At 68.6% G+C, this 20,608-nt stretch carries 15 protein-coding genes; 9 read left to right on the top strand and 6 right to left on the bottom strand.

Annotation, left to right across the window (positions count from 1 at the left end; genetic code table 11):
* Positions 1-36 precede the first annotated feature (36 nt).
* The 6 genes from QM693_RS10165 to QM693_RS10140 are packed head-to-tail and all read left to right on the top strand — an operon-like array spanning position 37 to position 7,774.
* Complete coding sequence (locus QM693_RS10165; RefSeq protein WP_005571253.1) at positions 37-1,305, top strand: MFS transporter; 1,269 nt, start codon at positions 37-39, stop codon at positions 1,303-1,305.
* A complete protein-coding gene (locus QM693_RS10160; protein WP_283333312.1) occupies positions 1,298-2,086 on the top strand; it encodes a putative hydro-lyase in 789 nt (262 codons plus the stop codon). Before QM693_RS10165 ends, QM693_RS10160 begins: the two co-directional genes overlap by 8 nt.
* A complete protein-coding gene (locus QM693_RS10155; protein ID WP_283352230.1) occupies positions 2,076-2,831 on the top strand; it encodes a LamB/YcsF family protein in 756 nt (251 codons plus the stop codon). Before QM693_RS10160 ends, QM693_RS10155 begins: the two co-directional genes overlap by 11 nt.
* Positions 2,828-3,478 (top strand): 5-oxoprolinase subunit B family protein, encoded by a 651-nt coding sequence (locus QM693_RS10150; protein WP_283352229.1) that lies wholly within the window; start codon positions 2,828-2,830, stop codon positions 3,476-3,478. The genes QM693_RS10155 and QM693_RS10150 overlap by 4 nt, the downstream gene beginning before the upstream one ends.
* Positions 3,475-4,338: a 5-oxoprolinase subunit C family protein gene (locus tag QM693_RS10145; protein ID WP_280779315.1), complete on the top strand. Its 864-nt coding sequence runs from the start codon at positions 3,475-3,477 to the stop codon at positions 4,336-4,338. Before QM693_RS10150 ends, QM693_RS10145 begins: the two co-directional genes overlap by 4 nt.
* 43 nt (positions 4,339-4,381) lie before the next feature.
* Entirely contained in the window at positions 4,382-7,774 is a 3,393-nt protein-coding gene (locus QM693_RS10140; protein ID WP_283352228.1) for an NAD-glutamate dehydrogenase domain-containing protein, read from the top strand.
* 68 nt (positions 7,775-7,842) lie between these two features.
* Here the strand turns inward: QM693_RS10140 and QM693_RS10135 are convergent, their stop codons facing one another.
* Complete coding sequence (locus QM693_RS10135) at positions 7,843-8,568, bottom strand: amino acid ABC transporter ATP-binding protein (RefSeq protein WP_005249317.1); 726 nt, start codon at positions 8,566-8,568, stop codon at positions 7,843-7,845.
* A 4-nt stretch (positions 8,569-8,572) separates the two neighbouring features.
* Positions 8,573-10,384, bottom strand: a complete 1,812-nt coding sequence (locus QM693_RS10130; RefSeq protein ID WP_283352227.1) for an ABC transporter substrate-binding protein/permease — start codon at positions 10,382-10,384, stop codon at positions 8,573-8,575.
* Positions 10,385-10,518: 134 nt separating this feature from the next.
* Between QM693_RS10130 and QM693_RS10125 the strand changes: the two genes are divergently transcribed.
* Genes QM693_RS10125 through QM693_RS10115 form a run of 3 tightly spaced genes read left to right on the top strand, consistent with a single transcriptional unit; the run spans position 10,519 to position 14,393 of the window.
* The gene (locus QM693_RS10125) at positions 10,519-11,154 is read left to right on the top strand and encodes a TetR/AcrR family transcriptional regulator C-terminal domain-containing protein (RefSeq protein WP_280779321.1); all 636 of its coding nucleotides are present in this window, start codon (positions 10,519-10,521) and stop codon (positions 11,152-11,154) included.
* 23 nt (positions 11,155-11,177) lie between these two features.
* Positions 11,178-12,683, top strand: a complete 1,506-nt coding sequence (locus tag QM693_RS10120; protein ID WP_283352226.1) for a class I adenylate-forming enzyme family protein — start codon at positions 11,178-11,180, stop codon at positions 12,681-12,683.
* An 18-nt stretch (positions 12,684-12,701) separates the two neighbouring features.
* The gene (locus QM693_RS10115) at positions 12,702-14,393 is read left to right on the top strand and encodes an acyl-CoA dehydrogenase family protein (protein ID WP_283352225.1); all 1,692 of its coding nucleotides are present in this window, start codon (positions 12,702-12,704) and stop codon (positions 14,391-14,393) included.
* Positions 14,394-14,461: 68 nt separating this feature from the next.
* On the opposite strand, the gene QM693_RS10110 is transcribed toward QM693_RS10115, so the two are convergent.
* From QM693_RS10110 to QM693_RS10095, 4 genes are all read right to left on the bottom strand, one after another.
* A complete protein-coding gene (locus QM693_RS10110; protein ID WP_477953090.1) occupies positions 14,462-15,775 on the bottom strand; it encodes a PucR family transcriptional regulator in 1,314 nt (437 codons plus the stop codon).
* A complete protein-coding gene (locus QM693_RS10105) occupies positions 15,772-17,205 on the bottom strand; it encodes a phytoene desaturase family protein (protein ID WP_283352224.1) in 1,434 nt (477 codons plus the stop codon). Before QM693_RS10105 ends, QM693_RS10110 begins: the two co-directional genes overlap by 4 nt.
* A complete protein-coding gene (locus QM693_RS10100; RefSeq protein ID WP_283352223.1) occupies positions 17,202-19,022 on the bottom strand; it encodes a DUF3556 domain-containing protein in 1,821 nt (606 codons plus the stop codon). Before QM693_RS10100 ends, QM693_RS10105 begins: the two co-directional genes overlap by 4 nt.
* Positions 19,023-19,086: 64 nt before the next feature.
* A complete protein-coding gene (locus QM693_RS10095) occupies positions 19,087-20,553 on the bottom strand; it encodes a class I adenylate-forming enzyme family protein (protein WP_283352222.1) in 1,467 nt (488 codons plus the stop codon).
* Between the last annotated feature and the right edge of the window lie 55 nt (positions 20,554-20,608).

Genomic DNA, 20,608 nt, shown 5'->3' with positions numbered 1-20,608 from the left:
TTCCGGCAGTTACATCCCTTCTTCAGGCGAGGTGCCATGACCACAGATACACAGACCGAGGTCGCGCAGGCGCGCCCCTTCGACTGGTTCCGCACCCTCGGGCCGAAGGGAAAGAGAGCCTTCATCGGCGCGTTCGGCGGGTACGGACTCGACTCCTACGACTTCCAGGTCCTCCCGCTCGGCCTCGCGGCCATCGCCGCCTACTTCGGCCTCACCACCGGACAGGCTGGTCTGCTGACGACGGTGACGCTGGTCGTGTCCGCGCTCGGCGGTGCCCTCGCCGGCATCCTCGTCGACAAGATCGGCCGGGTCCGCACCCTGCAGGTCACGGTCGCGACGTACACGATCTTCACGGTGCTGTGCGGCTTCGCGCAGAACTTCGAGACGCTGCTCGTCTTCCGCGCCTTCCAGGGCCTCGGCTTCGGCGGCGAGTGGGCGGCGGGTGCGATTCTCGTGGCCGAATACGCCCGGGCCGAGTACCGGGGCCGGGCCGTGGCGTTCGTCCAGAGCGCGTGGGCAGTGGGCTGGGCGCTGGCAGTGATCGTCTACACGGTCGTCTTCCAGCTGTTCGATCCCGACGTCGCGTGGCGAGTGCTGTTCTTCACCGGTGTCCTGCCCGCGTTCCTCATCATCTGGGTTCGCCGGAATCTGAAGGATCCCGAGGTCGTCACGAAACGTCGTGAGTCCGCGGGCAAGGAGACCGGCTCGTTCGCCGCGATCTTCCGCGGCGGACTGCTCAAGACCACCGTGCTCGCGTCGCTGCTCGCCACCGGCGTGCAGGGCGGCTACTACACGCTGGCGTCCTGGCTGCCCACATTCCTGAAGACCTCGCGCGGACTCGACGTCGTCGGCACCGGCGGCTACCTCGCCATCCTGATCTCGGGTGCGTTCCTCGGCTACGTCAGCGGCGGCATCCTCACCGACAAGCTGGGACGCAAGCGGACCATGCAGCTGTTCGCGGCACTGTCGGCCGTCTTCATGGTGGGCTACACCCAGGTGCCCGAGGGCGCGAACATGTTGATCCTCATCCTGGGCTTCCCCCTCGGCTTCTGCACGTCGGCGATCTTCAGTGGATTCGGATCGTTCCTGTCCGAGCTGTACCCGACGCAGTCCCGCGGCACGGGCCAGGGCTTCACGTACAACTTCGGCCGCGCGGTCGGCGCCGTGTTCCCGGCGGTCGTCGGTTTCCTGGCGGCCACCCAGCTGGGTATCGGCGGCGCGATGATCTTCGGTGCGCTCGGATACGCCATCGCCGTCTTCGCCCTGTTCTTCCTCCCCGAGACCCGCGGGATCCAACTTGACTGACTCACCGGCCGACCTCCGCTCCGCGTTCCGTTCGGGACGTGTCACCCCGACCGCCGGTCTGGCGCCCGGATTCGCCCAGACGAATCTCATCGCCGTACCGGAGGACTGGGCCTACGACGTCCTGCTGTTCACGCAGCGGAACCCCAAGCCGTGCCCCGTCCTCGACGTCGGCGACGTCGGCTCCCGCACGACGATGCTCGCCCCGGGCGCCGACATCACCACGGACCTGCCGCTGTACCGCGTGTGGAAGGACGGCGAACTGGCCGACGAGACCGCGGACGTGTCGGGGCTGTGGCGGGACGACCTCGTGGCGTTCCACATCGGGTGCAGCTTCACGTTCGAGCACCCGGTGGCCGCCGCCGGGGTCCCGCTGCGGCACGTCGAGCAGGGCAGCAACGTCCCGATGTTCGTGACCAACCGTGAATGCCGGCCCGCGGGCCGGATGAGCGGACCGATGGTGGTGTCGATGCGACCCGTTCCCGAACATCAGGTGGCCCTCGCCGCGGCGATCTCGGCGCGGATGCCTGCCGTCCACGGTGGGCCCGTGCACATCGGCGATCCCGCGGAACTCGGCATCGCCGATGTCGCGGCCCCCGACTTCGGTGATCCGGTGAACTTCGAGCCCGGCGACGTGCCGATGTTCTGGGCCTGCGGGGTCACCCCGCAGGCGGCGGTGATGGCGTCCCGGTTGCCGTTCGCGATCACCCACGCGCCCGGGTACATGCTGATCACCGACACCCCGGACAGCGAGTACGTGCTGGAGGTTCCCGATGCGCGTTGATCTGAACTGCGACCTCGGTGAGGGCTTCGGGCAGTGGACCCTGGCGGACGACGAGGCCCTCCTCGGCATCGTCACCAGCGCGAACATCGCGTGCGGGTTTCACGCGGGGGATCCGATGATCATCCGCCGGGCCTGCGAGGGTGCGGCCGAGCGCAACGTCGCGATCGGTGCGCACGTGGGTTTCCGGGATCTGGCCGGATTCGGCCGTCGTGAACTCGCGGTGTCGCCGGCGGATCTGCGCGACGAGACGCTGTACCAGATCGGCGCGCTCGCCGGGTTCGCGCGCGCCGCCGGGTCCCGCGTGTCGTACGTCAAACCGCACGGTGCGCTCTACAATTCCGCCGCGCTCGACCACGAGCGGGCCGAGGCGATCGCGTCGGCCATCGGTCGGTTCACCGAACCGCTCGCGCTGATGGGTCCACCCGGCTCGCAGTTGCAGCGTGCGGCGCAAACCCATGGCATCGAATTCGTCGCCGAGGGTTTCGCCGATCGCCGCTACACCGCCGCGGGCACGTTGACCCCGCGCTCGGTGACCGGCGCCGTCATCGACGATCCCGACGTCGCCGCCGCCCAGGCCGTGCGCATGGTGTCGAGCGGAACGGTGGAGTCGATCGACGGCGCCGACGTCGCGGTGTCGGTGCACAGCATCTGCGTCCACGGCGATTCGCCGGGGTCCGTGCGCACGGCCCGCCAGGTCCGGCACGCCCTGGAGAGTGCCGACGTCACGCTCGGATCCTTCGCATGACCACCCCGAGCGCCGGCACCCGAATCCTTCCGGCGGGCAACCGGGGCCTCCTCGTCGAACTGGAGTCGGAACCCTTCGTGGTGTCGCTGACCGAACGCCTCCGCCGCACCCCGGTCCCGGGGGTGGAGGACGTGCTTCCTGCGGCGCGGACGGTGCTCGTGACCACGACTCCGCGCACCGACCTCGACGAGGTGCGCCGCGCGCTGCGGACGATGACCGTCGACCTCGAGGTGCACGAGGACAGCCGCGCAACCGAATCCGAGCCGGTCACCATCCCGGTCCGCTACGACGGCGCCGATCTCGCCGACGTCGCCGACCATCTGCGGATGAGTCGCGAGGACGTGATCGCGGCGCACACGGCGGCCACCTGGCGTTGTGTATTCATCGGATTCGCACCGGGTTTCGCCTACCTGAGTTGCGGCGACGACCGGCTCACCGTGCCACGGCGGGCCCAGTCCCGGACCGTGGTGCCCGCCGGGTCCGTGGCCCTCGCCGGTGGCTACGGCGCGGTGTATCCCCGGTCCTCACCCGGTGGATGGCAGATCATCGGAACCACGGACTCCCCGATGTGGAACCTCGACGCGAACCCTCCGGCGCTGCTGCAGCCGGGGCGTCGCGTCCGATTCGTCGACGAGGAAACACTGTGAGTGAACTCGAAGTACTCGAAACGGGTCCGCTCAGCCTGATCCAGGACCTCGGCCGCCCCGGCTACCTGAGTTCAGGTGTGGGTGTGTCCGGCGCCGCCGACCGCGGATCCGCGAAGCTGGCCAATCGGCTGGTCGGGAACGACGAGAACAGCGCGTGCATCGAGGTGTTGATGGGCGGCCTCGCCCTCCGCGCGCCGCAGGTGACCATCGTCGCCGTCACCGGGGCACCCGCTACGGCGCTGCTCGACGGAATCCCGATGGGGCACGCGAGCGTCATCGTGATGCAGCCGGGACAGACGCTGCGCCTGCAGTACGCGCAGGTCGGCCTGCGCAGCTACGTCGGCGTCCGAGGCGGCGTCGCGGTGCCGGACGTGCTCGGCTCCCGCAGCACCGACACCCTCTCCGGAATCGGCCCGGAAGCGTTGAAACCCAACGACGTTCTGCTCGTCGGCACCGCGGCGACGAGTTTCCCGAACGTCGAGGTCGCGCCCGTCCCCCCGATGGAGGCGGGAACGCTGTCGGTGCGGGTCGTCGGCGGCCCCCGCGACGACTGGTTCACCAACCCCGAAGCGTTGACCACGGGGGTGTGGGCCGTCTCCCCGGACACCGACCGCATCGGGGCGCGCCTGAACCGGCACGGCGACGCGCCTGCACTGGTGCGGACGTCCGAGGCCGAACTCCCGACCGAAGGTGTCGCGCTCGGCTCCATCCAGGTTCCGCCGAGCGGGCAGCCCGTCGTCTTCCTCGCGGACCATCCCATCTCGGGCGGTTATCCCGTCATCGGCGTCGTCGCGGACGAGGACATCGACCGGATCGCCCAGGCTCGACCCGGTCAACTGATTCGCTTCACCACTGCGTGATCGGCTTCGCTCCGATCCCACTACAGGAGATCACCCCATCGTCATGAACAGCATCGGCACGGAACTCGACACCCCCTGGTCCCACGAGCTGTGGCGCAGCACGCTGCTCACGGAACCGCATCGTCTCGACACCGGCGTCGCGCGCCACTACGCGTCCGCGCTGCCGATCAGCTACGCCACCGAAACCGATCCGGCACAGGCGGTCCGCGACGTCGCCGAGGTGGAGCGCCTCGACGTCGACAGTGTGGCGCTGACGTTCACCACCACCGAGGCGTCCGCGCCGTACGAGAACCTCAAGATCTACGCGGTCGGGAAACCCGCGCCGCTCAACGAGGTTCTGCCGATCTTGTCCAGCCTCGGTGTCAACGCGCTCGACGAACGGCCGGCCGCGCTGACCCGCCCGGACGGGCATCGGGCCTGGATCTACGACCTCACCGTCGATCTGGTCGCGGTGACGGACGGTCACGGGGTGACCCGGGACAGCCGGATCGCCGACGCGTTCCGGGCGGCGTGGACGGGTGAGACCGAGGTCGACGGGTTCAACGCGCTCGTCCTGCACGCCGGGCTGGGCTGGCGTCAGGTGACCGTCCTCCGCGCGTACGCCGCCTACCTGCGTCAGGCCGGGCTTCCGTACAGCCGCAGCAACGTCGAACGAGTCCTGCTGAGCAACAGTGCAATCACGCAACTCCTCGTGGAGTTCCACGCGCTCCGCCTCGACCCGGGGATCGAACGCGACGCCGCAGCGGAAGACGCGCTCGAGGGCCGCATCGTCGACGCGATCGACGCCGTCGCCGGAATCGACGCCGACCGGATCCTGCGGGCACTGCTGTCCCTGGTCCGCGCCACCACCCGGACCACCTACTACGCCGGTGACCGTCGGCCAGCGCGCGCTCTCGCGTTCAAATTCGATTCCTCGTCGATCGACGAATTGCCGCTGCCCCGGCCGAAATACGAGGCCTACGTGTATTCGCCCCGGGTGGAGGGCGTGCACCTGCGATTCGACGACGTCGCCCGCGGCGGCATCCGGTGGTCGGATCGCCGCGACGACTTCCGCACCGAGATCCTCGGACTCGTCAAGGCGCAGGCGGTCAAGAACGCCGTCATCGTCCCCGCGGGAGCAAAGGGCGGCTTCGTCGTCAAGAACCCGCCCGTGCCGACCGGTGACGCCGCCGCCGACCGGGAGGCGACGGCGTCGGCGGGCATCTCCTGCTACCGCGAGTTCATCTCGAGCCTCCTCGACATGACGGACAACCTCGACATCACGACCCGGAAGGTGATCGCGCCGGAGGGCATCGTCCGCCGCGACGGCGACGACACGTACCTCGTGGTCGCCGCAGACAAAGGGACAGCGGCATTCTCGGATGTCGCCAACGCGATCGCACTCGAGCGCGGGTACTGGCTCGGCGACGGATTCGCGTCCGGCGGATCCGTCGGCTACGACCACAAGGCGATGGGCATCACGGCCCGCGGCGCGTGGGAAAGCGTCATGCAGCACTTCCGCGAGATGGGCGTCGACACCCGCACCGACGACTTCACCGTCGTCGGCGTCGGCGACATGAGCGGCGACGTCTTCGGAAACGGGATGCTGCTCAGCCCCCACATCCGCCTGCTCGCGGCATTCGACCATCGGCACGTCTTCATCGACCCCGATCCCGACCCGCAGCGGTCGTGGGACGAGCGGGCACGGCTCTTCGGGCTCGGCAGGTCGAGTTGGAAGGACTACGACAAGGCGGTCCTCAGTGACGGCGCGATGATCGTCGAACGGTCGGCGAAGTCGGTTCGGCTGACACCGCAGGCCCGGCGCGTTCTCGGAATCGACGACGATCGGGCCCTCACCACCGTCGAACTCGTGCGTGCCGTCCTCGGTGCGCCCGCCGACCTGCTGTGGAACGGCGGCGTCGGCACGTACGTCAAGGCGACGACGGAGAGCCACGCGGACGTCGGCGACAAGTCGAACGACGCGGTCCGGCTCGACGCGCCCGAACTGCGGGTCCGGGTGGTCGGCGAAGGCGGCAACCTCGGGCTGACCCAGCTCGGGCGGATCGAGTACGCGCGCAACGGCGGTCGCGTCAACACCGACGCGCTCGACAACTCCGCCGGCGTCGACTGCTCGGACCACGAGGTCAACATCAAGATCGCCCTGGCGGGCGCGACCGCCGACAACACCCTCACCGCGCAGGACCGGCGAACGCTGCTGTCCGACATGACCGACGACGTCAGCAGGCTCGTCCTCGCCGACAATCGCAGCCAGAACGAGATGATGAGCCTGAACCGGGCGCAGGCCGGCACCCTCGTCAGCTTCCACTCCCGCATGGTCGACGACCTGGAACGGCGCGGACACGTGGACCGCGCGATCGACGTGCTCCCGACGTCCGCGCAGTTCGGCGCGCTCGAACGTGAGCAGAAGGGGTTGACGAGCCCGGAGCTGGCGCAGCTCACCGCGCAGGTCAAGCGATTCATCAAGAGCGAGGTGTCGGGCACGACCCTCCCCGACAACGGGGTCTACGCCGGCCGGCTTCACAACTACTTCCCGCCGCGCCTCGGCCGGGAGTTCGCGCACACGGTCGCCGCGCATCCGCTGCGCCGGGAGATCGTCACGACGTCGGTCGTCAACGACATGGTCGACCGGGCGGGGATGACGTACGCCTTCCGGCTGCGGGAGGAGACGGGCGCCGACTCCGCGGAGGCGGTGAACGCCTTCACCGCGGTCGCCGAGATCTTCGACCTCGGAGCGACTTTCGAGCGGATCAGGGCAACGGCCGACACCACTCCGACGGCCGGGACGAACGCGTTGACGGTGCAGACCCAGCGACTGATCGACCGCGCGTCGCGGTGGCTGACTACGCACCGGCCGCAGCCGTTGCCGCTCGAGGCCACCATCGCCCGCTACCGGCCGGTCGTCCGCGACCTCGGGCCGCGCGTGCGGGAATGGTTGCGGGGCGACGAGATCAGCGCGGTGGAGCGGCGCACCGAGGCCCTCACATCGCGTGGGGCGGAGACCGGGCTGGCCGCGGACGTGGCGGACCTCCTGCACACGTACTGCCTCCTCGACATCGTGGACATCGCGGAGATCTCGCAGCACCGCCCCGAGGACGTCGCCGAACTGTACTTCGCGCTGTCGGCGCACCTGCACATCAACACCGCACTGACCGCAGTCACGGCTCTCCCCCGGCTGGACCGGTGGCACGCCCTCGCCCGCCTGGCCCTGCGCGACGACCTCTACAGCTCACTGCGCGCCATCACACTCGACGCGCTGTCCGTGAGCGAACCCGGCGAGGACGCGGCCGACAAGGTCGACCAGTGGGAACAGCACAACGCCGCCCGGCTCTCCCGCGCGCGTGCGCTGCTGACGGAGATCGAGTCGGAGGTCGCCACCGAACCCACGCTGGCGCTGATCTCCGTCGCGGCCAGGCGGATCCGGGCGATGACGCGGTAGGCGCTTCGCGCCCGTGCGCCTTTCTGGTTGTTCCAGCTACCAAAAAGGCGCACAGGCCGCGGAGCGGCCTACAGCACCTGGGACAGGAACTGCTGCAGCCGTTCGGTTTCGGGCTTGTCGAACAGCTGGTCCGGCTTCCCGGTCTCGACGACGGCGCCGTGGTCCATGAACAGCACGGTGTCGGACACCTCGCGGGCGAAGCCCATCTCGTGGGTGACGACGACCATCGTCATGCCGCCCTTGGCGAGGTCGGCCATCAGCGCGAGGACGCCCTTCACCAGTTCGGGGTCGAGTGCCGAGGTGGCCTCGTCGAAGAACATGACTTCGGGCTTCATCGCGAGGGCGCGGGCGATCGCGACGCGCTGCTGCTGTCCGCCCGACAGGTTGCCGGGCCGGGAGTCGGCCTTGTTGGCGAGCCCGACGAGTTCGAGCTGCTCGAGCGCCAGCGACCGCGCCTCGTCCTTGGACATCCCCTTGAGCTTGCGGGGCCCGAGGGCGATGTTGTCGACGACGGTCTTGTGCGGGAACAGGTTGAAGTGCTGGAACACCATGCCGATGCGCTGCCGCAGCTTGTCCGGGTTGTCCTTCAGCACCGACTTGCCGTCGAGCAGGACGTCGCCCTGGTCGGGTTCGTGGAGTCGGTTGAGGACCCGCAGCAGGGTGGACTTTCCGGAGCCGGACGGTCCGATCACGGTGACGGTGTCGCCGGCGTCGACGTGGAGGTCGACGCCGCGGAGCACCTTGTTGGTGCCGAATGCGAGATGCAGGTCGGTGCCAGTGAGAGAGACGGCCATCGCCTTATCCCCTTTCCACGACGATGGACTGTTCCACCGGGTCGAGCGTGCCGGACGTGTCGGCGCGGCCGGTGCGCAGACGGTTGTCGATGTAGTTGACGAGGTGGGTCAGCGGAATCGTCATCGCCAGGTAGAACAGGCCGGCGGCGACGAGCGGCGACAGGTTGCCGGTCTGCGCGTTGAGGTCGCGGCCGACGGCGAACAGTTCCCGCTGGCTGACGAGCAGGCCGAGGAAGTAGATCAGCGACGAGTCCTTGATGAGGGAGATGAACTGGTTCATCAGCGCGGGCAGCACCCGTCGCACACCCTGCGGGACGACGACGAGCGTCATCGACTTCCGGTAGCTGAAGCCGAGCGCCCGGGACGCCTCGAGCTGTCCGGGTTCGACGCTCTGGATGCCGGACCGGAAGATCTCACCGATGTAGGCGGACGCGAGCAGTGACAGCGCGGCGGCACCGAGCCAGTAGGGGTTGTTGCCGGTGAGTCCCTTGACGATGGGTCCGGCGCCGAGTCCGACGATGAGGATGATGACGACGGCGGGCAGCCCGCGGAACACGTCCGTGTAGATGCGGGCGGGCCAGCGGAGCCAGCGGGTGCGGGAGATGCCTGCCATCGCGAGCAGCATGCCGAGGACGGTGCCGACGATGCCCGACGCCAGCGCGAGGATCAACGTGTTCGGCAGACCGGTCTTGAGCAGATCGGGGAACGCCCGCGTGTAGAGGTCCCAGTTGAAGAACGTGTCCTTCAGCTGCTGGAGTGTCGACTTGGGCTCCGCGACCGGGGTTTCGGTCGTGTTCTGCGAGTTCTGGGCGGCGAGCGCGGCGAAGTCGGGCAGGTCGGGCACCGGCGCCGCCTTGCTGCCGGGCTTCCAGCCCTCGGGCAGTTCGCGGGGCACCCAGTCGGAGTACAGCTGCGCCCAGGTGCCGTCGGCGATGACGGCGTCGAGCCCGGAGTTGAGGGCGTCGATGAGCGGCTGGTTCTCCTTGTTGACGGCCCAGCCCACGAAGTTGTTGACGCTGAAGGTGTTCTCGACGATCGACGTGGGATCGCCCGGCGCGATGGCGCCCTCGGCCTGCTGGGACGGCGCCACCCAGGCGTCGATCTGCCCGGACTTCAGGTTTGCGTAGGCGGTGGCGTAGTCGGGGAACTTCACCGGGTTCAGCTTCAGCGTGTTCACGACGTAGTCGTCCTGGACGGTGCCCTGGACGACACCGATCCGAGTGGTCGCGTTCAGGTCGTCGAAGCCCTGGATCGGGCCGCCGTTGGGAACGACGAGGGAGAAGTAGCCGAAGTCGTAGCCGTTGGTGAAGCCGACGGTGTTGCGGCGCTCGTCCGTCGTCGTGATGGAGGAGGATCCGACGTCGAAGCGGCGCCCGGCCACCTGGGCGAGCAGTCCGGCGAACTCGGTGCCAACGAAGTCGACGCGCAGGCCGAGCTTGTCGGCGACGGCCTTCAGCAGTTCGTTGTCGTAGCCGGTGAACTGGTTCTCCGAGTTCACGCAGATGCTCGGCGGTGCGTCGGACAGCGTGCCGACGGTGAGCACACCGGGGGTGATGAGGTTCAGCTTCGACGCGTCGATCTGGTCGATCGGAGTGGTCGACGGCGTCGTGTAGCGGTCCTCGGCCGCGGCGCCGGAGGCGGCGAGGTTGGTCGGGGCGGCGGTGGCCGCGCCCACGCCGGGTGGCGAACACAGATCCTGCGGTGCCGCCCCGGACGTCTCCCCGTCACTCGAACACGACGACAGGGTCAGCGCCAGCAGGGCGGTGAGCAGTAGCGCCACCACCACACGGATCTTCGCTCCGACGGAAGAAAACATGGTGAGCAGCGTAACCCTGGCGGTCGGTATTTCCGGGGTCGGAGGACGTCGGGGGCGACGGCCGTCACTCTCCTTGTTTGTCATACAAACAAAGTCGAGTTATTGTTTGTATGACAAACAAGTAGGAGGCAGTCATGGTGCCGCAGACGGGCCGAGCAGCGCGAGCCACCCGGGAGTCCGGTCGCCAGACCCGCGACGCCCTGTTCACCGCCGCCACCGAACTGTTTCTCGAGCACGGCGAGGGTGTCCCGATCACGCAGATCTGCGCCGCCGCGGGGGCCCACCCCAACCAGGTCACTTACTACTACGGTTCCAAGGAACGGCTCTTCGTCGAGGTCGCGTGTGCTGCCGTGCTGCGCGCCGGCAAGCGGGCCGAGGACGACGCGGCGACCGCGGAGACCGTCGGCGACTACACGGAGAAACTCGTCGGCTCCCTGCTCGGGCCCGGCGCACCCAGCGTCGAACTCTTCACGTCGGCGATGCTGATGACGGGACGCCGCAGTGAACTGCGCGACCTCATCACCGACACCCTCCGGACCCTGCACTCGTCGGGCGAGGACGCGCTGATCCGCACCCTGATGCGCACCGGCTGGCAACTGCGCGCCGGCATCGACGTCGAATCGAAGGCGTTCTGGTCGGCGATCTTCGGACTGGTGATCCAGAAGACCGCCACCGGTGAGAGCTTCGGCTACTCGCTCGAGGAGGCCGTCGCCGTCATCTTCGCGAACCTGCAGATCCCCGAGACCGTCCGCAACACCTCCATCGACTGACCTTCTCTCCTCCAAGGAGCGCGATGAACATCGTTCGCGTATTCGACAGCAACGCCCGGAAGGCGCCCGACGAGGCGTTTCTCCATTTCCAGGGTCGCGACCATACGTATGGTTCCGTGCAGGACGGCAGCCGCCGGGCCGCCGCCCTGCTGCGGACACTGGGGGTCGAGCACGGCGACCGCGTCGCTCTGATGTGTTTCAACACCCCCGGATTCGTCTACGCGATGCTCGGCGCCTGGCGCATCGGCGCGGTGGTGGTGCCGGTCAACCACAAGATGCAGGCACCCGAGGTGGACTACATCCTGCGGCACGCGCAGGTGAAGGTATGCGTCTTCGACGGCGCACTCGCACCCGTCATCGAGCGACTCGAGACGCCGGTGCAGCTGCTGTCCACCGACACCACCGTGGCGGGCCACGCCTTCTTCGACGACGCAATCGCGGACCTGGACGGCATCGACGGCATCGAGCCGGACGAGAACGACCCCGCCGAAATCCTCTACACGTCCGGCACCACCGGCGCGCCCAAGGGCTGCGTGCACAGCCACCGCAACGTCGTGCTCGTGGCGACCACGGCGGCCCTCGGTCTGTCGATCACCCGTGACGAGCGACTGCTGATGGCCGTCCCGATCTGGCACGCGTCGCCGCTCAACAACTGGCTGATGGCGACGCTGTACATGGGCGGCACCGTCGTGCTCGTCCGCGAGTACCACCCCGTCCACTTCCTGGAAGCGATACAGCAGCAACGCATTACGCTGTGCTTCGGTCCGCCGGTCATCTACACCAACGCGATGAATGCGGTACCGGACTTCGCCGACTACGACCTGTCCAGCGTCCGGGCCTGGCTCTACGGCGGCGGACCGATCGGCGCCGACGTGGCGCGCCGACTCGTCGAGTCGTACCGGACCACCCGCTTCTACCAGGTGTACGGGATGACGGAGACCGGTCCCGTGGGGGCCGTCCTCTACCCGGAGGAACAGCTCGCGAAGGCCGGCTCGATCGGCCGGGCGGCGCTCGCCGGCGTCGATATGCGCCTGGCCGGCCCCGACGGCGTCGACGTGCCCGCCGGGGAGATCGGGGAGATCTGGCTGCGCACCGAGACCGTGATGCAGGGGTACCTCGACGACCCCGGCGCCACCGCCGCCGTGTTCGCCGACGGCGGCTGGTACCGCACAGGCGATCTCGCACGCAAGGACGACGACGGCTACCTCTTCATCGTCGACCGGGCGAAAGACATGATCATCACCGGCGGCGAGAACGTCTATTCCAAGGAAGTCGAGGACGCCATCTCCGGCCATCCCGACGTCGTGGACGTCGCGGTGGTGGGGCGGCCGCACTCCGAGTGGGGTGAGACCGTCGTCGCGCACGTCGTGTGGCGTGAACCGGACGTCGTGGGTGCCGACGACATCCGCGACTACCTGTCGGACAAGCTGGCGCGCTACAAGATTCCGCGCGACTACGTCTTCGCCACCGTGCTGCCCCGCACCCCCACCGGCAAGATCCAGAAGCACCTGATCCGCTCCGCGAGCTGACTCACGAAAGACACTGCCATGACTATATTTTCCGACACGAACGTCACCCATCCCGCACCCCACCGGACGCACACCGTGCTCAACCAGTCGGTGCCCCGCGCCGACGTCAACGAGTTCACCCTCGACACGGTGCTGGCCGAGGGCGTGCGCCGCCACGACGCCGACTGGGCCACCGGCGAACTCACCGACATCGGTGCACTCGTCGGCAGCGCCACGTTCCAGCACGACGCCGAACTCGCCAACACGATCATCCCCGAACTGAAGACGTTCGACCGCTGGGGCAATCGGATCGACGAGGTCGAATACCACCCCGCGTACCACCGGATCATCTCCGCGGCCGTCGCGCACGGGGCGCACACGTCGGCGTGGGCCGACCCGAAGCCCGGCGCGAACGTCGCTCGCGCAGCGGCATTCATGATGTTCGCGCAGATCGAACCCGGACACTCCTGCCCGATCTCGATGACCAACGCCGTCATCCCCTCCCTCGACCTGCAACCCGACGTCGCCACGATCTGGAAACCGCGCGCGCTGTCCCGCAGCTACACCCCTGCGCTCGACGCACCCGGCAAGGCGTCCGCGATCTTCGGCATGTCCATGACGGAGAAGCAGGGCGGCTCCGACGTCCGGGCCAACACCACCGTCGCGTCACCCGCCGGACGCGGCGGTCCCGGCGCCGACTACCTGCTGACCGGGCACAAGTGGTTCTGCTCCGCGCCGATGTCCGACGCGTTCCTCGTCCTCGCGCAAGCGGAAGGGGCGGGCGGCGACGGTCTCTCGTGCTTCCTGCTGCCCCGCATCCTCCCGGACGGCACCCGCAACGTCTTCCGCATCCAGCGGCTGAAGAACAAGCTGGGCAACAAGTCCAACGCGTCATCCGAGATCGAACTCGACGGCACAGTCGGCGTCATGGTCGGCGAACCGGGGCGTGGCGTCCGCACCATCATCGAGATGGTCGCGCGCACCCGCCTCGACTGCGTGCTCGGCAGCACCGCCGGAATGCGGCAGTCCGTCGCCGAGGCGGTGTGGCACGCCCGTCACCGTTCCGCGTTCGGGAAGGTCCTGGCCGATCAGCCCGCGATGACATCGGTGCTGGCCGACCTTGCACTGGAGTCGGAGGCGGCCACCGTCACCGCGCTGCGCCTCGCCCGGGCACACGACGAGGACGCGAGCGAACAGGAACGCAGCTTCCGCCGGCTCGCGACCGCGGTCGCGAAGTACTGGGTCTGCAAGCGCGGCCCGCACCACGCCTACGAGGCGCTGGAATGCCTGGGCGGCAACGGGTACACCGAGGACTTCCCGCTCGCCCGCCGCTACCGGGAGCAGCCCGTCATGGCCGTGTGGGAGGGGTCGGGCAACGTCATTGCCCTCGACGTCCTGCGCGCGATGACCCGCGAACCCGACAGCGTCGCCGCATTCGACGCCGAGGTGAACCTGGCCAGCGGCAGCAACGCGGTGCTCGACGAGCACCTCGACCGGGTCCGTCGCCAGCTCGGCGAACTCGCCACTGAGGACCCTGCCCGCGCCCAGTTGCGCGCCCGCACCGTCGTCGAATCGATGGCCCTCGCACTCCAGGCGTCGCTGCTGACCCGGTTCTCGCCTGCCGCCGTCGCCGATGCATTCGTCGACGCCCGCCTCGGCCCCGACCGCACGCACGAGTACGGCACCCTCTCCCCCTCCGCCGATCTCGGGTCCATCCTCAGTCGGGCGTAGGCGGCTCCGCCGCCCGTGCGCCTTTTTGGTAGCTGGAACAACCAGAAAGGCGCACAAGCCCGGAGGGCCTACTTCAGCACCGTCGGCCCCAAGAACTCGCACACCTGCAGGGCGAGAGCGAGATCCAGCTTGCTGTGGGTGCCGGTGGCGGGCTCACCGAGGGCTTTGGTGATGCGGTATTTGACGGTGTTGCGGTGGAGGTTCATCTGCTGGGCGGTGTGGAGGTGGCTTTCGCCGGTCGCGAAGTAGGTGCTGAGCGTGGACCGCAGTGTCGCGGCCTGGTCGGTGTTCTCCGCGAGCGGGCCGAGGACCTCCCACACCCAGGCCCGGGTGGAGTCGAGGTTCTCGGCGAGGAGGGAGACGACGGCGACGCCGCGGTCGCCGAAGCCGACGATCGGCCGGGCCGGGGTGTTGGGCACGGTGGCGACGGAGTAGGCGGCACGCGCCTGTTCGTGTGACCGCCGGAATCCCGCGACCCCGGACGCGGGCAGTCCGATCGCGGTCCGGATGCCCGGGTTCGCGGGCAGGGCCGCGGCGAGTTCGGTGGTGTCGAGGACGGGTTTCCGGCGGCCGAAAGGCAGCCAGGCCCAAAGTGTTCGGCGGTCGATGGCGGTGACGATGGGTGCGGAGTCGGTGGCGAGGTGGCGGGCGAGATCCCGCACGTAGTGGTCGAGGGTGTTGAGGCTCGCCTCGGTGTCGGGACCGGTGGACCACAGGATCATCGCGACGTGCGTCTGCTCGAGCCGGTAGTGGGTCTCGGCCTCGAACGCGGACCCGTCGTTGCCGGTTCCGGTGAGGAGGGTGTGGATGGTCGACGAGTGGACGTTGCCGCGGGCACCCAGCCATCGCCGGCGTTCCTGCTCGTAGGCGTCGAACACGTAGAGGGTGATCCAGTCGATGTAGCTGTACACGACCTCCGAAATATGTTTGAGCACAGCGAGTGTCAGCGGTCCGGACAGTTGGAGGTTGCTGACCTCGTCGTAGCAGATCTTGATGAGGTCGTCCTGACCCATGTGGTACGCGCGGACGAGCGAGTTCGACGACACGTCGCGTTGCGCCAGTCGCAGCGCGTACTCCACGGCGGCGGTGGTGGGCTGCAGATGATCGACGGGAATGTCGTTGGCGAGGACGTGCACGATCGTCGAGACGTTGCCGTTCACGCTCGCCTCGAGCAGTTCGACGAGTTGCGGGTCTTCGTCGAGTTGGTCGATCTCGTGCGCGAGCAGCGCGCTCATCGTGCGGGTGATCTCCGCCTGCCGCGCATCGAGTTTCCGGGCGATGCCGGCGACGATGTCGAGGACCTCGGCCTCCGCCATCGCGGGCACCCGCGCCATGCGGCGCCTGGCACCGGCGCCGCGGTCGCCGGGGGCGGGACTGCTCACAGCACGTCCCCTCCGCCCTTGCGCAGATAGCGCAGGGCCGATTGCGCCGCGTTGTATCCGCACATCCCGTGTGCCCCGGCGCCGGGCGGTGTGGAGGCCGAACACAGGTAGGTGCCGGGGACCCCGGTGCTGTACGGGTCGAGGGCGATGCGCGGACGCAGCACGACCTGGGTTTCGGTGTTCGCCCCGCCGATGATGTCGCCACCGACGTAATTGGGATTCGACGCGGCCAGACGCGCCGGTCCGCTACTCACCGTGGCGACGATGCGGTCCCGGAAACCGGGGGCGAACCGTTCGATCTGTGCGGTGATCGCCTCGGTCGCGTCGCCCGTGTAGCCGTGCGGAACATGGGCGTACGCGTACAGCGGATGCAGATCGCCGTTCGAACGACCGGGATCGGCGAGGTATTGCTGACCGAGGAGCACGAACGGCCGCTCCGGCATCCGGCCCGCCACGACGTCGCGCTCGGCGGCCGCGATCTCGGCGAAGCTCCCACCCAGGTGGACGGTTCCGGCGCGTCCACATTCAGGGTCCGCCCACGGCACCCCGCCCTGGATGGCGAAGTCGACCTTGAACGCGGCGGGCGCGTGCTTGAACCGGCGGTATGCGCGGGCCACCCGGTCGGGCAGGCGAGCGCCCAGGATGCCGAGCGCGGCGGACGGCGCGACGTCCAGCAGGACGACGTCGGCGGGCGGAAGTTCGGTCCAATCGCGGACGTGGACACCGGTGGTGATCTTGCCGCCCCGGTCGGTCAGCAGGGCGGCGAGTGCGCCGGTGATCGACTGCGATCCGCCCTCGGCGACCGGCCACCCGTAGCGGTGGCCTGCGGCGACGATCATCATCCCGACCGCGGACGTCGCGGGCCGGTCGAGACGGTAGTAGGCGTGCGCGGCGGCGCCGCCGAACAGTGCGCGGGCCTTGTCGGTGCGCCACCAGTGGGCCGTCACCGCGGCCGGGAGCAGGGCTCGGGGCCCGAAGCCGGCGAGCCGCAGCGGATGCCGGGGCACGTTCGCGATCGGACGCATGAGGTCGGCGGCCAGGTCGTCGAAGCCGTCGGCGAGTCCGCCGAACATGCGCTGCCAGCGGCCGCCGTCCTCGCCGAGTCCGGCGGCGGTGGCTGCGATCGACCGGTGCAGCAACCCCGCCTCACCGGAGTCGAGGGGGTGGGCGCAGTCGATCTCCGGCCACTTCCACGTCAAGCCGTACCGGCCGAGGTCGAGGGTCTGCAGATAGGGCGACCCGGCACCCATCGGGTGGAACGCCGAGCACTCGTCGTGCAGCAGGCCGGGGACGGTGAGTTCGCCGGAGCGGGTGCCGCCGCCGATGGTGTCGGCGGCCTCGAGGACCTGGACGTCGACGCCGTGCCGGGCGAGGTGGACCGCGGCGGCGAGCCCGTTGGGCCCGCTGCCGACGACGACTGCGGTGGTCACGGCCGCACCACCAGATCTGTCTTCTGCATCGTCGCCTCCCGCGTCCGCACGTTCGAGTCGTCTCCGTCCAGTGTCCACTGCACGTCGAACGGAATGGGACCGTTCGGCAGCCACGGCTGCTCGTTGATCGCGTCGGACACCTTGTACGTTCCCCGCTCGATGACACCGAGCGCGGCGTCGATCACCTTGTACTGCTGAGTGCCCCTGTGGATGGGCTGCGATTCGATCCAGGCGACGACGAACTCGCCGGGCGCGAAGTTGCAACGCCGCTGGAGTGCGGCGATCAGGAACTCGTTGTGCAGGTGACCGTCACCGAAGTTGAACGCCACCAGCGAGTTGCAGCTGAACTCGGCCTCGCGCAGCGAGTAGGTATCGATGTCGTCGCCGAGGTGGCGCATCATCAGCGAGAACAACGCCCGTCCCTGGCTGTGCATCGACCGCCAGCCGAGCAGCTGGTGCATCACCACGTCCGCGACCTCGGGCGGGTAGGTGGCGAGCAGCTGGGTGCGCGTGTTCTTGCTGGGACGGATGATGTGCTCGTCGAGCTTCTCCTCGGCGCCCGGTGCGAAGGCCCAGGTGGCGGACGCCCAGTTGCCGGCGTACTGACGCATCGACGGCAGGAACGAGACGAGGTCGGGGCGCAGGTTGCCGAGGATCGGGAAGAACACCAGGGCGGCGACGATCACCGCGGTCAACCACACCGAGGACATGTCGGCGACGCCGTACCCGTCCCAGGCGGGGAATCCGAGGAACAGGAAGATCGACGCGTAGGCGAACAGCAGGTTCCACTCGAGCGGCACCGCCAGCGGGAACGTGGACAGGATGAACAGGTGGAACGCGACCATCAGCGCGACCGCTAGCAGCGTCAGCGTGCGGTTGGTGGAGAACAGCAGCACCAGCGGGGTCACCACCTCCACGACCGTCCCGAGCACGTGGGCGACACCTCCGGCGACGATCGACGGGCGCAGGTCCTCGGGGAAGTTGCGGTAGTGCGCGCGCTTGATCTTCTTGAACGGCATCCACGGGGTGTTGCTCAGCATCGGCGGCACCACCATCGAGAAGTGGTGTCCGAGCTTGGAGACGCCCGCCCCGACCCACACCGAGACGATCAGCAGCTTCAGCGCGATGATCATGTCGACGAACGGCAGGACCCCGAAGAAGACGATCGCGGGCAGGTACTGCTCGCTGCGGGCGGCGATGAAGATGACCTTGTCGCGCAGACCGATCAGCACCAGCAGCGCGATCAGGGGAAACAACACCGCGGGGCGGACGAGTCCGGAGTTGTCGGTGAGGGCCGCGTCGATCGACGACGTGTGCACGCCCGGAAGTAACAGCGCCACAATGATGTTGATCAGCAGGGCCGAGTAGATCAGGACGTCGCCGACGGTGCGGGTGTCGCCCGAGGTCAGCGGCACCTTCCCCGGCCACGGTGGGAGCCGGATGGTCCCGGGGTGCAGCCAGTACAGGATGCCGCCGGTCATCGGCTTGAAGTGCCCGGCGAGCGGACCCCACGAACCGGCGAGACCCACCGCTTCGAGCAGCACCGTCCACAGGATCAGCTTCTGGTAGACGATCGGCTCGTTCCACCAGGCACCCACGTCGAGGACGTTCAGGCCGGACGTGAACGTCGCCAACGTCAGCCCGATACCGAGGTAGAGGACGAGTAGTTTCAGAATGTAGATGGTGTGCACCATCTTCGGGGTTCCGAAACCGTAGTCGACCCAATGGGTCGACATGGCGCGCAGGCGGTCGCGGAACGGAAGGTCGAGGAAGGTGGCGGGGTCGACTTCGGGGAAGTTCCCGGTCTTGAATCCCATGGGAGGCTCCTGAGGGTAGAGGGCATCGCCTCGGGTGTGTCCCGAGGTGCAGGGTTTTGCTGGATCAGCTGACGGCGGCAGGCCGGTGGCGACTCCGCAGTCCCGGTTTGTCGATCTTGCCGACGGGGTTGCGGGGCAGCGCGTCGACGATGTGAATGGCCACTGGCAGTTTGACTTTCGTGAGCCGGCTGCTCAGGTGGTCGGCCAGGAGGACGTCGGTGACGGCGGTCTCCGGGTAGGTGACGACGTATGCGACCGGCACCTCGCCGTACACGTCGTGCGGGGCTCCGATCACGGCCGCCTCGAGGACGTCGTCGTGAGTGGCGAGAGCGTTCTCGATCTCCTTGGGGTAGATGTTCTCTCCGCCGCGGATGATCATGTCCTTGATGCGATCGACGAGGGTGAGGTAGCCGTCCTCGTCGAGTCGGCCGACGTCGCCGGTGTGCAACCAGCCGTCGACGACGGTGCGTTCCGTTTCCTCGGGGCGGCCGAGGTAGCCGCGCATCACGTTCGCGCCCCGGATCACCACCTCACCGACCGCCCCCGCCGGCACCGGTGCGCCGGACTCGTCGACGATCGCGATGGTCTGCCCCGGCAGTGCGGGGCCGACGGTGCCCGGCTTGCGAAGGCCCTCCGGCGGGTTGCACGCGGACGCGCAGGTGCCCTCCGTCAGCCCGTAGCCCTCCACGATGACGAGTCCGAAACGCTGCTCGGCGTGGTCGAGGAGTTCCTTGGAAATCGGTGCGGCCCCGCAGACCGCGAAGCGCAGCGAGGAGGTGTCGCCGACGGTGTCCTGGGAGACCAGGAGGGCGTAGATGGTCGGGACTGCGGAGAAGTACGTCGGCCGCAGGCGGGCGACGTCGTCGAAGAACCGGGCCGGTGAGAAGCGTCCGGTGACGCTCAGCTGACCGCCGGCGAGCATCGGGGTCAGGAAGCTGACGCAGATCGCGTTGACGTGGAACAGCGGGAGGATCAGGAGGCAGTGGTCGTCGGCGGTCAGCGAGAAATGCTGCACCATCGAGGAGCTCATGAACTGCAGGTTGTCGTGGGTGAGCATCACGCCCTTGGGCCGTCCGGTCGACCCGGACGTGTAGATCAGCAGGGCGAGGTCGTCTCCGCCGGCGGTGGTGCCGGGTGCCCAGGCGGGGTCGGGGGTGGTCGCCATGTCGTCGACGGCGATCACGGGACGGCCACCGGTCGGTGCGCCGGGTCCCTCGTTGACGACGAGAACCGCTGTGGCGTCGTCGATCTGGTACTCCGCCTCGCTGGCGGTGAACGTGGGATTGACCGGGGTCGCGGCCGCACCGATCCGCCAGGAGGCCATCAGGGCGATGAGCAGTTCCGCCCGGTTCGGCAGCATGATCGCGACGACGTCGCCACGACCGACACCGTTCTCGGACAACTGTGCGGCGAAGGCGTCGACCCGCTCCGCGAACTGTGCGTAGGTCAGTTCGAGTCGGTCGTCGCGCAGGCATGGCGCATCTCCGCGCTGCGCGGCGAGGTCCCAAGCGAAATAGCCGATGTGCGACACGATTTCGTCCGCCCTTTCTTTGTGGTGTGATCCACAACACTATCGACGGGGTTTC

Source organism: Rhodococcus sp. IEGM 1305 (genome assembly GCF_030058635.1).
Classification (GTDB): Bacteria; Actinomycetota; Actinomycetes; order Mycobacteriales; family Mycobacteriaceae; genus Rhodococcus_F; species Rhodococcus_F opacus_D.
The sequence above is the reverse complement of the archived record's forward strand: the minus strand, read 5'-3'. Positions and strand labels throughout refer to the sequence as shown.

Bases quoted from the DNA above. Each gene is read 5' to 3' on its own strand.
- QM693_RS10115 (WP_283352225.1), top strand. From the start codon at position 12,702: ATGACTATATTTTCCGACACGAACGTCACCCATCCCGCACCCCACCGG.
- QM693_RS10120 (WP_283352226.1), top strand. From the start codon at position 11,178: ATGAACATCGTTCGCGTATTCGACAGCAACGCCCGGAAGGCGCCCGAC.
- QM693_RS10135 (WP_005249317.1), bottom strand. From the start codon at position 8,568: ATGGCCGTCTCTCTCACTGGCACCGACCTGCATCTCGCATTCGGCACC.
- QM693_RS10130 (WP_283352227.1), bottom strand. From the start codon at position 10,384: ATGTTTTCTTCCGTCGGAGCGAAGATCCGTGTGGTGGTGGCGCTACTG.
- QM693_RS10125 (WP_280779321.1), top strand. From the start codon at position 10,519: ATGGTGCCGCAGACGGGCCGAGCAGCGCGAGCCACCCGGGAGTCCGGT.
- QM693_RS10155 (WP_283352230.1), top strand. From the start codon at position 2,076: ATGCGCGTTGATCTGAACTGCGACCTCGGTGAGGGCTTCGGGCAGTGG.
- QM693_RS10150 (WP_283352229.1), top strand. From the start codon at position 2,828: ATGACCACCCCGAGCGCCGGCACCCGAATCCTTCCGGCGGGCAACCGG.
- QM693_RS10165 (WP_005571253.1), top strand. From the start codon at position 37: ATGACCACAGATACACAGACCGAGGTCGCGCAGGCGCGCCCCTTCGAC.
- QM693_RS10140 (WP_283352228.1), top strand. From the start codon at position 4,382: ATGAACAGCATCGGCACGGAACTCGACACCCCCTGGTCCCACGAGCTG.
- QM693_RS10100 (WP_283352223.1), bottom strand. From the start codon at position 19,022: ATGGGATTCAAGACCGGGAACTTCCCCGAAGTCGACCCCGCCACCTTC.